A 15,207-nucleotide genomic window follows, 5' to 3' on the forward strand; every position below is an offset into this window, starting at 1 on the left:
GAATGTTAGGTAAACATACTTTAGACGCAGGGTTCGGTCAGTTCTTCAATATACTCGCTTGGGTATGCTGGAAAAGGGGGGTTTATTTTGGCAAGGTTGACTACAGATACACCAGTCAAATCTGTCCAAATTGTGGAGTGCATACAGGCAAAAAAAGCTTGTCTGAACGTACACATAAATGCCCCGAATGCCAGTACGAAATCAACCGTGATGTTGCAGCAGCAAAAGTGATTTGTAACCGAGGTGTCACTGCGGTTGGGCAGATCGTAGAAGAAATTGACTGTGTAGGCGTACTGTCGGGGGTTGGTAACAGCCTAGATAAGTGCCGCAAAAGCAGTAAACCCAAATAGCGATGTTTGGGAATCCCTCTCTATAATCTCTGATTTAGAGAGGGAGGATGTCAAGTCAAAATATGAGGATATAGCGTTTATATTATTAAATCAAAAGTGCAAGCGAGACGCTAGCTGGAGGGTATTCGGTTAATTGATTCACTTTATTTGTTAATGTCAACTTCCCCAAAAGGCTAATTTTTTTATGGCTGCTACCCTTGCTCTGATTGCTCACGATCGCAAAAAAGAAGAACTGGTTGAATTCATTTTACGATATCAAGGCATTTTTTCTCGTTATCACTTGATAGCCACGGCAACAACAGGACAACGAATTCAACAAGGAACAAACCTGACGGTTGAACCCCTGCTCTCCGGGCCACAAGGAGGAGATCTTCAAATTGCAGCACAAGTCGCTGAAGGAAAAATATTAGCCGTTATTTTCCTGATAGATCCGCTTTTTTCCCAACCCCATGAACCCGATATTCAAGCGTTACAACGCATTTGTGCGGTTCATAATGTTCCCCTTGCGATTAATAGTGCTACGGCTGAAGCTATTGTTGAAAAACTCCGTCAGTCACGAATTGCTCATCTAATATTTAACCCGGTTTCCGGAAGTGGAAATTCGACTCAAGAGTTAGCTTTAATTTGCAAATTACTTGAACCTCACCTGCACTTACAGGTTCATCAAACTACCCCAGAAGAAAGTGCTGAAGAACTGACTCTAAAAGCCATTGCAACTGAACCCGATCTGATTATTGCCAGTGGTGGTGATGGTACAATTTCGGCGGTAGCGGGAGTGTTAATTGGCACACAAATCCCCTTGGGTGTGATTCCGAGAGGAACCGCAAATGCCTTTGCAGTCGCTTTAGGAATTCCCGTCGCCTTGACTCCGATTAGAAGTGCTTGTCAAGTGATTATTAATGGAAATACTCGGGTTGTTGATGCGGCTTACTGCAACCAAAAACCGATGATTTTACTCGCCGGAATTGGCTATGAAGCCGAAACGATTGACAAAGCGACTCGAGAAATGAAAGAACAATGGGGGGCTTTAGCCTATTTAATTGCGGGTTGGCAACAACTGAATGAGCAAGAATTGTTTTTAACAGAAATTGAAGTTAATAACGAGGTTTATCAAATGAATTCAGCCGCGATTACGATTGCGAATGCTGCACCCCCGACTTCGGTGTTAGCCCAGGGAAAAGGAGAAGTTATTTTTGATGATCATCTCTTAGATGTTACGATTGCAACGGTTAATGTTAATCCCCAACAACTGGTTAATAATCCTAAATTACGAGCGGTTGCCACGATGATTAATATGCTGGGTTCGGCTTTAGTTAAAACAAATCCCGATCATCCTGATATTTATCATTTTAGAACTCAACGAATCAAGCTGACTGCAAATCCGCCTCAAAAAGTGGTTGTTGATGGGGAAGTTATCGGTACAACTCCTGTGGAAATTGAATGTATTCCAGATGGGTTAATGGTGTTTGTGCCTGGAAATAATATTGGTTAACGGCGATTCAAATTCAACTGAATAGCTAGAATTTGACAAGCGATCGCACCACTGCAACATTCGATTCCAAGCCCACCAACGATCCGGATCTTCAGCTTGAAGTTGAGAAGATTTACTGCTAATATAACCCACATGACCGCCATATTGGGTTAATCTCAAATCAATCGCTGAATTTTCGCGGCTAGCGGCTTGCAAATCGGGGATAATCGTCGGGTCAAATAAAGGATCATCCGCAGCATAAAGGATTAACGTGGGTTTCTGCAATTGAGGCAACAAAGCCAGCGCACTACTGGCGTTATAGTAGTCTTCAACCGATGAAAAACCCAGTCGTTCGATCACCAGTTCGTGATCAAATCCCCAAATACTATTCGCTCGTTTAATCGCTTCAGGATCAATCGCTTCAGGATGCGCTGTATAGATGCGTCTGGCTAACTTTTTCAGTTCAGAGGCGATCGCTCTTTCTAGATATTTTCCCCAGCGATGTTGTACCAAATAGGACAGAGAACGGCTAGAATCAAGACTCGGACAAATCACCGCTCCCCCAGCAAAGTCGGACTCGCTGAACTCCAGGTCATTTCCCCAGTCTGAAACCGTTTGAGCCGCTTTCACGCCCCACAGCGCCAACTGTCCACCCAGAGAATATCCCGTAAACCAAAACGGAGGCGGACAGCCTAAAGCTTTCGCATGGGCGGCGATGCGAACAAAATCTTCTCCCTCATACAGTCCATCTGAGGTTAGCGTCGGAGAAAGTTCTGCGGTTTTGCCATGCGCCCGCCAATCAAACAATACAACGCTGTAGCCTTGAGCGTAGGCTTTACGCCCCAACAGTCTGAGAAACCATTGATTATCTAAATCTCCGGTAATGCCGTAGGTTCCGACAATTGTACCGCGTGAATGTTCGGCAATGGCATATTTACCAAAAATCGGAACATTTTCCGCACCGATAAAAATTTGGTCTTGATAAGGAGGTTCTGGGTGAGGGGTTGTTTGTTCCCAAGTTTTCTTTGCTCTCAACGCCGCATAAACCGTCATGGTTAAGCCATTTTTCAGCAAAAAGGGAGGAGTATACACAAGTTGATCCATGATCGAGAGCAGAGAATAAGTGATTACCCTTAATTAGATTAACAATTTGTTGTTTTCAGGATCGGTTTGGCGTCCAGCTTTAATGATCGTATCCACAAGGCTATCAATTAACCGTTCGGAGTCCATCGGCATCAGTCGATGTCCGTGCAGCACTTTCTGAATGAGAACGAAGTGAACTAAAGCCCCGACAAAAATACGGGCGGTGGCTTCAGGATCGTTAATTTCCAGTTCTGAACAATCTCTAAAATACTGCGTTAGAATCACCGTTGAAGGTTGAATCAATTCCTGCACAAAGACTTCTGCCAAATCGGGTCGTTTGCCGGACTCCGCGATAATTAAACGGGCAAAACAAAGCTGTCCATCCTCATCAGCATTTTGTAAAATTCTCTCCGCGAGATCTCGGAGAACGCTTTCTGGTTCACCTTTGAGGGGTTTTGACCAAACCAGGCGAAATTTCTCGGAAGCAATGCGCTTGACAAGGGCGGTAAACAAGCCATCTTTATCGGAAAAATGACTGTAAAGGGTTTGTTTGGAGACTCCGGCTGATTTTGCTATTCTATCCATACTGGTGCAAGCATAGCCATGTGCCAAAAATTCGGGTATGGCACCTTCAAGGATTTGTTCGGCTTTTTCTGCATATCCGGGACGCAAATATTCGGAATTTATTATTTTAGGCATTGTTATCAATACTCCTGTTGTGTTGTGTCTATTATCTTCCTGGCTCCCTGTTAAAAAACAGCACCCAACTGTACAGTCTCAAGGTAACATTACTGACTGTTCACTGTTTCTTATCCCCTGACATAGAGGAGTACGGTTTTGTTCATCTGAAGTATCAGTCTGGAGATAATCATTTAACCACAGACAACCCGCACGAATTTGATAACCTAACTGAAAACCTTGCATATTCCACAAAATCGTTGTTCCATCTTCTCGAGCGATCGCCAAAAGTTTACCATCGGGATCGAAATAGACACTATTAAGAAACACATCTTGATCAAGGGTGTAAAAAGCCTCAATTTCCCTCTGAGCGGAACAGTTTCCATCTACAGGCCAAAGCTGTTGACGATCAAGCTGCCATAGTCGAACTTTTTTATCATCACTCGCACTCGCAATCAGAGTCCCATTAGGATGAAAATCAACACCGCGTACAATGGCTTGATGTTTCAAAGGACAAGATGCTCCCCGGCTGGGACTCCACAGGACAACCTGGCGATCAACTGCAATCGCTAATAGTCCTTCTTTGGGGGTATAACTAATCTCATTAATGGTTTGATTGGGGTAAGACAAAATCCTGCGCGACTCCCAACCTGCTTTTTGGGAACTCCACAATAGGATCGCAGATCCCGTAGAATCTGAAGTTGCCGTCGCCATCTGATTTCCGATCGCATTGAAACGAATACTCACAACCGGATCATCAAGCTTCAAAGTGTCAATTAAGCTGCCGTCGGGTTGCCAAAGCTTCACGGTGCGATCTTCACTTCCAGAAGCGATCATTCCAGTCGGACTAAACTCTACAGCATTCACGGGTTTCTGATGTCCGCTTAAGGTTTGAACCAACTCGCCTTTGAGGTTCCAGAGTTTAACGGTAGGTTGTTGTTGACTCACTGTCGCCAGGGTTTCTCCGTCTGGACTCAAACTTACCCAACGCACTTGTTTTTGATTGTTCAACACCAACGGTTCATCGGTTGAGTTTTTCAACGGTTCCGCACTGTCTGTCTTCCACAGTCTAACGGTTTGATCGTCGCTAGCGGTGGCAATGATTCCATTCTGACTCCAACTAATATCATTAACAGCGTGAGAATGTCCTTGCAAGATTTGATCGAGGGGATTTCTGTTGCGATCCCAGAGTTTTACGGTATTGTCTGCACTGGCGGAAGCGATCATCTGACTATCGGGACTAAAACTCACCGTCCAGACATCATTTTTGTGTCCGGTAAACGTTTGCAAAATCGCGCCATTTTTATTCCACAGTTTCACCGTGCTATCGCGACTACTACTGGCAATGGTCTGACCATCGGGGCTAAAACTCACGCCTAAAACATCACTGTTGTGTCCTTTGAGGGTTTCAACGGTATTGGTTTTTAGGTTCCACAGTCTAACGGTGCGATCGCCGCTTGCAGAAGCCAAAATCTGACCATTCGGGCTAAAACTGACTTCATAGACCCCAATGCAGTCTTCTGTCTGTCTGAGGGACTCACAATGCCCTCTGAGGGTTTTTAGGAAGGTGCCGTCTGGCTTCCAAAGTTTCACGGTTGGATCTGAATTCCCACCGGAAGCGAGGGTTTGACCGTCGGGGCTAAACTTTACATCTAAAACTCCACCTTGATGGGCGTTGAGGGTTTTAATCAGGGTTTCCTGTTCAACATCCCAAAGCTTGATCGTACTATCACCACTCCCGGAAGCCAAAACCCGACCATCGGGACTGAAACTAACACTCGTCACCACATCCTGATGACCTTTGAAGGTTTTTAACAGTTGTCCGTCTCGACTCCAGAGTTTGACTGTCCTATCGATACTGGCTGAGGCGATCTGATTTCCATCGGGACTAAAACTCACGCTAATCACGTTATCCTCATGGGAAACAGGTTGTGAATTGAGAGACGGATCGATCAGATCTTGAATAAATCTGCCATCTTTACCCCAGAGTTTGATCACTTTTTCGTTTCCGGCGGTAGCGATGATTTGACCATCGGGACTGTAGCTTGCGGCTAAAATACTGTCTTCTTGTTCGAGTCGATTGCGCTCGTGTAAACTATTATCAAATAACTTTCGCAGTCCTTTAGCAATCTCGTCTTTTTGTTCTTTGGACGCTTGGGTTTGTTGAATACTTTCACCAATCACCAAAGTCGCTCGTAAAATGCCAATTTGATCGTTTTGATCGCCTACAATTAAAGACTCTTGAGCCGCTTGAATGGCTTCAATTCTTGCTCGGGCTTCTTGTTTTCTTTGAGCCATTGCAAATAGACCAAATCCGGCAAAGACAAATCCGGCTAAAACCGCCATAATTCGTTCAAGTTGGCGGCTACGTTCTTCTGCTGTGCTACGACGTTCGGTTTCTTTGGCGAGGCGAGAATAGACATCTACATCTTCTTTGAGTGCTTTATTTTTTTGTTGCAGTTGCTCAAATTCTGCATCTCGATCTAAGCGATTTTTCTGACGAATAAAATCAGCCAGATAATCGTGAACCAGTTGATAAAATTCTGCCCCATCTATGATTTCTCGGGAGACTAAGCCAGATTTTGCCAGAATATACAGAATTAAATCCAGTTGATATTCTACGGCTTCTTTTCCGAGTTTTCCTTTGAATTCTTCTGTTAATTCTGAACGGGTTTTTAGCGGCCGAGTGTTGTTTTCATCGGTGAGTAAAAACAGGATTAAATTCGCGGTTTGTTGATGTTCTGGGCCACAATCTTGAATGACTTCTTCGAGAAAGCGCTCGACTAATTTTTGATGGGGGCCTTGACGTTTATAGTCGGCTAAAGTAGTAATATCTTCGGCTTGAAGTTGGGCGCCGACGACTTGTAATTCTATCGGACGAACTTCTCCTAATTCCCGCGAGAGGTCATTAACTAAGGCTTGAATTAGGGCATCTTCTAGGAAAAAATGGGAGCGATCTGTTAAACTTTTGATGACGTTGTAAGCTTCTGTCGGGGTCAAGTTGCCCAAATAAAATAGAATGTCTTTATTTAAAATATCGTTGTTAACAATTTCAAAATCAATTAATCGGGTTCCTTCTAATAAATGATGTAAGTAGTCCTCTCGAACGGAGATCATCACTTTTACATAGGGTAAATTGAGACAATCTCTTAAGACTTCAAAAAAAAGGCGGCGAGTGCTGAGTCTTCTATGGGCGAAGAAAAATTCTTCAAAGTGATCAAAAATTAAGATCGTGATTTGATTATTGTTCGCGTTTTCTTTTAATTTGAGTAAAATATTTTCAATCGCTTCTTGATGGGTTTGTTCTGTCTGGCGGGTTGATTTTTCTGCTTCTTCACGGTTTTCTATCGTTTCCTCTTCTTCTAAAAAGGCTTGAGTTCGATCAGCGTATAATTTATTTTCAAGTTCTTTTGCATAGGAGTTGTAAGTTCTCAGCAAGATCGGAACAATTTGACGGGCTTCCACACTCAAATCTTGCAAAGCCGGAACTAAACCCGCTCGAATAATCGAACTTTTACCGACTCCAGACTGACCATAAATCACCGTTAATTTGTGTTGAGTGCTTCCGATGCGTTGGAGTAAACGATTAATTGCTTCTTCACGACCAGAGGCTTTGATTTCATCGGTAACAGTGGCTTCAGTTGACACCGTTCCTAACATCGGATCAACCGCTTGTTCTCGGGGTTCGAGTCGTCCGGCGCCAATAAAAGCCGTATAGCCAAATGCACTCGATTTTGTACGATGTTCTTTTTTAATATCAAAGGCTTCTCGATATTGACCGAGTTCAAAATAGAGTCGGCGCAACATTCCTAAGATTTGCAGATAAAATCTAGGATTGTATTTAGGAGCGGTTTCTTTGTAGGCAATTTCTAACTTTTCTATGGCCTCCCAAGGTTGGCTTAACTGTTCTAAGGCTTGAGCCAGTATCCAGTAATATAAACCTTGATTTTTATTGGTGAGCGGATCATCAATAATTTCCTGGGGATTTTGATTCAGTATTTCTAAGGCTATTGAGGCGAATTCTTTGGTATTTTGCCAGTCAGATTTATGCCGATAATATTCCGCAAAAAAGCCGTAATCTTGAGCGAGTTGTAGCGGTTGAGAGTTTTGCTGTTGATGTAATTTTCTGGATTTTTGAGCGAGTTTAAACAAAGCGTCCCAATCTTCCAGTTCCCGCAGAATTTCACCCAGTTGATTAATAAACTTTGCGACTAAATCGGGTCGTTTTGCCGCTTCAAAATAGTCTAAACATTGCTCAAAATACATTCGGGCTTCTAGCCATTCTTTGTGACTACTGTGCCTGAGATGTTGTTCGGCTTGGTAAGCTGAACATAACCCTAGATGATACAAAATAATACCCTGCCAAATGAGCGGATTTACGGCAGGGGAAGAATGAACCAATGGATATTCAGCCTCAAAATTCGATGAACGAGATGAGAGTTTTGTACTCTCTTGTTGCCAAAAGTTCCAACTGAGGTTATAGTTTTCTAGCGCTTCTGAGATGTTTTGATGAGCGTAGTAATGTCGAGCCAGAACGAACCTTAGACTAGCCGTTAAAGCGGGTGTTAAAGTAATTTTTCGGTTTGTTAAATCTTGATAAGCTAGTTGCAGTTCCGAGGCGCAATGTTCACCCAAAATTTTGCTATTGGAAACAAATGAACACCCCCCGAGTTCTAAAATGGTGGTGAAGAGTTGCTGAGATTTGCTCGAAAGAAAGTGAATTAATTCGCTAGAACTTTGTTGAAAAACATAAGTCGTCGCGTAGCCAGTAAAATCCGGCGCTCGTCGATTTAACTTTTTCCACAGTTGATCATTAATCCACAGCAATACCGGAAAGGGAAAGTTTAAAAAGGCTTCTCTCGCTAAGTTAGTCGCCGCTAAGACTTCATCTAGCGTTTCCACCCTCTCTAAACCAAACACCATGACAACAGCAGGATGTTCTTCTGAGAGTTCTGTTTCTAGGGTACGATAGAGGTTATCAATAGAAGCACTCAGATGAATTTCTCGAATGGGTAAAGCTGATTTTTTGTGGAGTTGCTTAACAATTGTTTTCCGCAGACTAATATAGTTACAGCGAACCAACACCAATGAGAATTCTCCCTCTGACAGTTGTAAGGTTCGAGAGAGAGTATCAAGCTGGCTTTGATTGTGGGTTACTGTATCATCTTGGGGATATACATTCATTGGGCTGGTCAATTTTTTCTCCGATACGCCTAGATTAGCTTGATCTCAGATTGATGAATATAAAAATATACTTTAGGATAGCACTGCTTTATAGAGACTCGGAAAAGCCATAAAATATCTTTACTTGTTTGCATCGGGAACTTTTTAGGCGATCGCATCGTCTACTCCGCTATTACCCATACCATATATCACATATGTTAAAGTATAGGGGATGAAAGTAGTCAGATCGGACAAAATCATAGCAGTCTGTGGTCAATTCTTCAATCTCGGGAAAATGCTTTCAGTCGAATCAGATCCAATGAAAGCCTACCCAATGAAAGCCAATCGATCGAACAATAAACTCCTCACACGATGAGTTTTTGCTGTTTTTAGCATTTCCCGTAGAGTTTACAGGGTGTACGATCATAAAGAATCTCAGGGGAGAGTAACTTCTCATCCTCAAAAGAAGTAGAATCTTGGATCTCCATTTGCAAAACGCCATCCGGTTGGGAGATCGGCGGTTTGATTTTCCCGCTATCTGCCAAGCTAGAATTTCCACTGAGCATCAGTAGCATTGGAAGTGCTATCATTAGATCTAACCTTTTGGGTGTCATCGGAACCATTTTGCTCACCTCGTTTGTTATTTGAATTTAGGGTTCATCAGGGTTTGATTGTTCTGCGTTCTTCTCTACTTTATTCTTCTCAATCTCCCAACTTTAGCCGGAATTTTAGGGAGATTATCCCCCTGTATCCGTTGTTTGTCAGCGTTTTAGCGATTGACGGATTGAGTTGTGATGTTTGCAAGTCAATCCCTTCTCACCTGTTTAAGAAGTGACGAGTGACAAGCCAAGAAACGGGAAACCCACTCTGATCAAGCTGTTAACAGATCATCAATTTAAAGAGTAGGTTCTTCTTCAGCTTGAGGGAACGAGAGGGAAAAAAAATCATCCGTAGGGATGAAAGCCTCAAGACAACTTTTCACGAAAATATACTGACAGATAGAACAGGATTATTGTTCCAATCATCTAGTCGGAAAATAGGGCTTGAGACGGCACAAAATTCGGGTTAAGTCGAGAACAGCAAAGGATCAGTTTTGGGAATATAGCAGAAGTCAGGAGACACCGAGACAGGAGACAGAATTGAAACCTTTATCATAAAAGGATTTGACAGAAAAACACTGTCCTAATCAAAGGCTTCGACTGCTATATAACCCAATGGTTTAACTGTTCGTTGCTATAGAGAAGGTCTACTTCATCAATCTACAACGGTATTGACACCAAAATCCGGAACATTTATCACCTTTACTTAATTTAGGGTGTGGGGTGTTCCAAAAACCCGATTTCTCCAAGAAACCGGGTTTCTCTGTATACTTTAGGTAATAACAGTGGGTTCTGTACGACCTGTTATCGACTTAATTTGAGCAATTTCATCGGCAATTGAAATGAAATCCCCTAACGCTACTTGTGGATCTAAACCCTGTTTACTGGCATCGGGTTCATAACTTTCTAAATAAAGTCGTAATGTTGCCCCTTTTGTTCCAGTGCCAGACAGTCGAAAAACAATCCGAGAACCATCAGTAAACCCAATGCGAACCCCTTGTTTATCAGAAACACTATTATCAACCGGATCGGTATAACTAAAGTCGTCCGCGTATTCCACTTCATAACGCCCGAATGTTTTGCCTTTCATCGTCGCTAAACTCGAACGCAAACGAGTAATTAACTCATTGGCTTTATCGCTTTCGACTTCTTCGTAGTCATGGCGAGAATAGTAATTTCGCCCGTAAGTTTTCCAGTGTTCTTTGACAATATTCTCAACGGATTCTCCCCGAACTGCCAGAACATTCAACCAAAACAAAACCGCCCACAAACCATCTTTTTCGCGGATATGATTTGAACCTGTTCCGAAGCTTTCCTCACCGCAAAGCGTGGCTTTTCCAGCATCTAATAAATTACCGAAAAACTTCCAACCTGTGGGCGTTTCATAGCATTCAATTCCCAATTTAGCCGCCACTCTATCTGGTGCTTGAGATGTTGGCATCGAACGGGCAACCCCCGCCAAACCGTTTTGATAACCGGGGACTAAATGAGCATTAGCTGTTAAGACTGCCAAACTATCGCTAGGAGTGACAAAAAAGTTACGACCTAAAATCATATTGCGATCGCCATCGCCATCAGAAGCCGCTCCGAAATCTGGTGCATTTTCACCAAACAAAACTTCAACTAAATCGTGAGCATAAACTAAGTTCGGATCGGGATGTCCGCCGCCAAAATCTTCTAAAGGAACGCCATTTTGTACCGTTCCTTTTGGCGCACCTAAACAGTCTTCAAAAATCGCTTTAGCATAAGGCCCGGTAACAGCATGGAGCGAGTCCATACACATTCTAAAATTGCCGGAAGTTAGCATTTGGCGAATTTTGTCAAAATCAAATAAAGACTCCATTAATTCTCTGTAAGGCGCAACAGAATCAATCACCTCAACTGCCATTGTTCCGAGTTTAAAACTCCCCGGACTTTCTAAGTTGATATCAGCCGCTTCTAAAAGTTTGTAGGAGTCAATAACTTTAGTCCGTTGATAAATTGCCTCGGTGACTTTTTCCGGTGCCGGCCCGCCATTGCTGGTATTAAATTTAACGCCAAAATCTCCATTGGGGCCACCCGGGTTGTGACTCGCCGAGAGAATAATCCCCCCCAAGGCGTTATGTTTACGAATAATACAAGATGCAGCCGGAGTTGAGAGGATACCGCCACAGCCCACTAATACCTGCCCAATACCGTTAGCGGCCGCCATTTTGAGGATAATTTGAATGGCTTGACGGTTGTAGTAGCGACCATCTCCCCCAACCACAAGTGTTTGACCCTCAAGGCTTTCTTGGGTGTCGAAGATAGATTGAATAAAGTTTTCTAGATAATGAGGTTTTTGAAAATCAGGAACCGATTTGCGTAGCCCAGAGGTTCCAGGCTTTTGATCCGAAAAGGGCTGAGTTGAGACCATGCTTATATTCATACCAATCTTACAGCAGGAACTTCTGCCCACATTGTATCGGGAATGATCCCCTTTATTTCAAGTTTTCTATCTGGGGAGTGATCGGCAACAGGCGCCTGTTTTTTCCCGACACCCCATCTCCTTTAAGTTTGAAGACTTTCGAGGCTCGATTTTTGTCTAAATCCCACTAAGTTAAACAAAGCTTTGGTATGATGTAACATTTAAGATGTCTGTTGACTGACTCACTTGATAATATTTTTGTTAATTTTGTCCTTTATCAAATTTATCTAAAACATATGCACTATCAAACTTTTGCATCATTTGATCCTCTTGAAGCAAACACTAAAGCTGATACAGAAGTTCAACTAAAAGCTCGTAAAAATGCGATAAAAGGTATTTTAACATCCTATGTTGGTTGGTATGATCCATTTTCTGAAACGATTCAAAATGCTATGGATGCTGTAGAAAAACGCCTCGATAACAATGAGTTATTTTATACTCCAAAAATTTGGATAACAATTAATTTAAAAGACAATGTACTGATGGTAACAGATAATGGAATCGGCTTGGATGAAGAAAAATTCAAATTATTTCTTACACCTTTCTTTTCTTTCAAATCTCCAAAACATCGCGGACATAAAGGCGTAGGAGCAACTTACCTAGCATATGGATTTAATTATATACAACTATGTACCAAAACTTCTAGTTTTACTGCTGTAGGGAAAATGGAAAATGCAAGAGATTGGGTAGATGATGATGATGTTTCTTTATCCAGACCCCAAGTAATCCAGGATAAAGAAGGAGCATTAGATAATTATTTTAATAAAGAAATTTTAGAGACTGATGAAACAGGTGTTTCTATTTGTATAAAATTTGATAAAAAGACCTTAACTTGGAAGGGAATGACAGAAGCTAGTGCATGGTTGAAAGTTTTACGACTGAAAACAGGGCTAGGAGCAATTAACCCGACTGAAAACTTAGAGGTTTTTCTGAATGTAATTGATAAAAATGACAGATTAACTCAAGAATCAATCAAGAGTCCTACTTATCTTTTTATCGAGAAAACCTCGCCACAATCAAAATCTATTTGCTATAAAGATGTACAAGAGAAACGAGAAGAGTTAGCAAGGAAACATAAAGATACTACTGAATTACCTAAATCATTTCGGAATAAGTTAGTAATCTATGGTGCATGGGATTTTGATTCTTCTAATTCTCATGCCGATCTCAAACTGAAACTTGATCAAGAAGAAAAAGAGTTATTAGATAAACATACTCCATATGTTTATTGTGCATATGTTTGGTCAGTCAATTATTGGAACAATTTTCATAAAGAATTAAATTATAGAGTAGGTGACAAAGTTTTATCTGGAGGTATTCAATTAGCCGCTAATAATATGCCACAAGGAGAAACCGTCTCAATTCCACTGGGACAAAATATTAGTCGTCAAAATAACGCTTTTGTTTTAATACATTTTGAGAATTATACTCCTGATTTGGGTAGAAAAAATTATGAAAAACAATTGATAGAGATATCGCAAAAAATTGCTTCACGATTAGTAGATATTTTATTTAAGTACCATATATGCTTAAAGCCTACTGGTACTGGAAAAATTAAAGAGTCACTACTTCAAGAAAAACAAATTAGTGATTGGAAAAAAGAGATGGAAAAACACGAAAAGCAAAATCCTTTAAATTTGATCAATGAAAACTTTTTTATTCCAACGAAAAAAATTTCCATTACCTCGATACCTTCTCGAGAGCAGGATGTAATTGCGTTATTTAATCAAATGATTGCAGGAGGAGTCATTCGTGGAATTCAAATTATGGCAACTAATGAACGTTTTAATTATGATGGACTTTATAGAATCATTCTTGATAACAATGATCTTCATATCTATGATAAAGAAAAAAATCCTTTGGGAATTCAAGAGGAAACCTTAGACGCTTATAATGATGATGATTTATTACCCTTTACATCAGAACCAAAAGTTTTAGAATATAAATATTCACTAGATGGTTTAGTTGAAGATATAGGTACGGGAACAAAAAAATCAAAAGATATTAATTTAGTTGTAGTTTGGGAAACTGGGGAAGAATGGAGAAAAAATTATCGAATTACAACAACCCTGCATGATGATTACCTAAATGATCGTCATTATCATGGTGTAACTCATAAAATGTCTAATTTTGATACATCTGGAGATCTTATGGACATAATTGTTTTAGAAGAATTAATTGAATATCTTAATGATCCTCAATCTACCCAGGAGAAACAGTTAAAAAAATACGAAGATTATGAAGACTAAATAATAAATTTTTTGAAGACGATTTTGAGTGGCAACTTTCCACCTTAGTCCAGCCGAAAGTGACGCGCTCCATTAAGAATGAGTCTCACAGTGCTAGGAGTCGCAATGCGATAGGTTTGCTACATAACATTAAACTATGGTTTTTTCCTGAATAATCTAACTGAATTTATTGTTTCATTTGACGTCTTAATTGTTCTAATTCGTCTTCGGTTTCCCAACGTCTAAATTCTTGTTCTAACGGGTCTGCTGCGGCGCTAAAACTGTTATAATTAGGAGTCTGAGCCCATGCTTTTGTTTCCCATTGTTGTTGCTGTTGAGTGGCTTTGGCTTGGGTGCGTGCTTTAACGGCTTCTGCGGCTTTAACGCTCACTTCTTGGCGACGCAGTTTAATTTGCTGATAAAGTTCTTTCGACTGTTCGATGCGCTGTTTAACGCCTTGCATTTGTCCCCAACGTTGGTTTCCCTGACGTAATAATACCGCTTCTCGTTCTCTAGCGGGTTGGGCGAGATCTTCTCGGTTAGCGGCTTCAGCTTTGGCGATGCGTTCATGCCAACGTTGAATATCTTGAGCAATGGTGAGAATTTGGTCTTGTAAACTTTTTTCCTGACGTTGAAGATCGGCAATTAAACGTAATGTATCTTCTTGTTGTTCGCGAAGTTGTTCTTCTAAAGCTTGCAATTCTAGATGAGGATTAGACCGTAAAAATTCTTCTAATCTTGTTTCTAAAAAGCGACTAAAATCATCAAATAAACCCATAACTTTAATTTGAATTTCTACTTTTAAATATAGCGCTAATGTTGGGTTTCGTTCCTCAACTAACCTACTATTTTAGCCCTAATGTTGGGTTTCGTTCCTCAACCCAACCTACAGTTGTGATACCGTATTCGATAGCGTAGGTTGGGTTAAACGTGACTTGCAACCCAACAAAGCCTTGCCTATTTTGGATTTCGTTCCTCAACTAACCTACTATTTTAGCCCTAATGTTGGGTTTCGTTCCTCAACCCAACCTACAGTTGTGATACCGTATTCGATAGCGTAGGTTGGGTTAAACGTGACTTGCAACCCAACAAAGCCTTGCCTCTTTTGGATTTCGTTCCTCAACTAACCTACTATTTTAGCCCTAATGTTGGGTTTCGTTCCTCAACCCAACCTACAGTTGTGATACCG

General features: G+C 41.3%; 9 protein-coding genes. 3 read left to right on the top strand and 6 right to left on the bottom strand.

The window, feature by feature from the left end; genetic code table 11:
• Both WN50_RS24265 and mgsA read left to right on the top strand, forming a co-directional pair.
• Positions 1-350 (top strand): RNA-guided endonuclease InsQ/TnpB family protein (locus tag WN50_RS24265; RefSeq protein WP_049561054.1); only part of this gene is annotated, 350 nt, incomplete at its 5' end.
• Positions 351-534: 184 nt separating this feature from the next.
• Positions 535-1,842, top strand: coding sequence for a methylglyoxal synthase (gene mgsA / locus WN50_RS24270; protein ID WP_046277889.1), 1,308 nt, complete (start codon positions 535-537; stop codon positions 1,840-1,842).
• On the opposite strand, the gene WN50_RS24275 is transcribed toward mgsA, so the two are convergent.
• The 5 genes from WN50_RS24275 to WN50_RS24295 all read right to left on the bottom strand — a co-directional run bounded on the left by WN50_RS24275 (position 1,807) and on the right by WN50_RS24295 (position 11,739).
• Positions 1,807-2,925, bottom strand: a complete 1,119-nt coding sequence (locus WN50_RS24275; protein ID WP_046277888.1) for a YheT family hydrolase — start codon at positions 2,923-2,925, stop codon at positions 1,807-1,809. The two genes, mgsA and WN50_RS24275, sit on opposite strands and share 36 nt — an antisense overlap.
• Positions 2,926-2,958: 33 nt before the next feature.
• Positions 2,959-3,603, bottom strand: a complete 645-nt coding sequence (locus WN50_RS24280) for a TetR/AcrR family transcriptional regulator (protein ID WP_046277887.1) — start codon at positions 3,601-3,603, stop codon at positions 2,959-2,961.
• A 78-nt stretch (positions 3,604-3,681) separates the two neighbouring features.
• The gene (locus WN50_RS24285) at positions 3,682-8,766 is read right to left on the bottom strand and encodes a WD40 domain-containing protein (protein ID WP_046277886.1); all 5,085 of its coding nucleotides are present in this window, start codon (positions 8,764-8,766) and stop codon (positions 3,682-3,684) included.
• Positions 8,767-9,134: 368 nt separating this feature from the next.
• A complete protein-coding gene (locus WN50_RS24290) occupies positions 9,135-9,335 on the bottom strand; it encodes a hypothetical protein (RefSeq protein ID WP_152964692.1) in 201 nt (66 codons plus the stop codon).
• Positions 9,336-10,116: 781 nt separating this feature from the next.
• Positions 10,117-11,739 carry an alpha-D-glucose phosphate-specific phosphoglucomutase gene (locus WN50_RS24295; RefSeq protein ID WP_425354839.1) on the bottom strand — a complete coding sequence of 541 codons (1,623 nt, stop codon included), beginning with the start codon at positions 11,737-11,739 and terminating at the stop codon, positions 10,117-10,119.
• Positions 11,740-12,026: 287 nt separating this feature from the next.
• Here WN50_RS24295 and WN50_RS24300 point away from each other — a divergent pair, with 287 nt between their 5' ends.
• Positions 12,027-14,039 carry an ATP-binding protein gene (locus WN50_RS24300; RefSeq protein WP_046277883.1) on the top strand — a complete coding sequence of 671 codons (2,013 nt, stop codon included), beginning with the start codon at positions 12,027-12,029 and terminating at the stop codon, positions 14,037-14,039.
• 166 nt (positions 14,040-14,205) lie between these two features.
• Here the strand turns inward: WN50_RS24300 and WN50_RS24305 are convergent, their stop codons facing one another.
• A complete protein-coding gene (locus tag WN50_RS24305; protein WP_046277882.1) occupies positions 14,206-14,796 on the bottom strand; it encodes a TIGR04376 family protein in 591 nt (196 codons plus the stop codon).
• Positions 14,797-15,207 lie beyond the last annotated feature (411 nt).

The organism is Limnoraphis robusta CS-951 (genome assembly GCF_000972705.2).

Coding starts and splice junctions, on each gene's coding strand:
- mgsA (WP_046277889.1), top strand. CDS start 535: ATGGCTGCTACCCTTGCTCTGATTGCTCACGATCGCAAAAAAGAAGAA.
- WN50_RS24275 (WP_046277888.1), bottom strand. CDS start 2,925: ATGGATCAACTTGTGTATACTCCTCCCTTTTTGCTGAAAAATGGCTTA.
- WN50_RS24280 (WP_046277887.1), bottom strand. CDS start 3,603: ATGCCTAAAATAATAAATTCCGAATATTTGCGTCCCGGATATGCAGAA.
- WN50_RS24285 (WP_046277886.1), bottom strand. CDS start 8,766: ATGAATGTATATCCCCAAGATGATACAGTAACCCACAATCAAAGCCAG.
- WN50_RS24290 (WP_152964692.1), bottom strand. CDS start 9,335: ATGATAGCACTTCCAATGCTACTGATGCTCAGTGGAAATTCTAGCTTG.
- WN50_RS24295 (WP_425354839.1), bottom strand. CDS start 11,739: ATGGTCTCAACTCAGCCCTTTTCGGATCAAAAGCCTGGAACCTCTGGG.
- WN50_RS24300 (WP_046277883.1), top strand. CDS start 12,027: ATGCACTATCAAACTTTTGCATCATTTGATCCTCTTGAAGCAAACACT.
- WN50_RS24305 (WP_046277882.1), bottom strand. CDS start 14,796: ATGGGTTTATTTGATGATTTTAGTCGCTTTTTAGAAACAAGATTAGAA.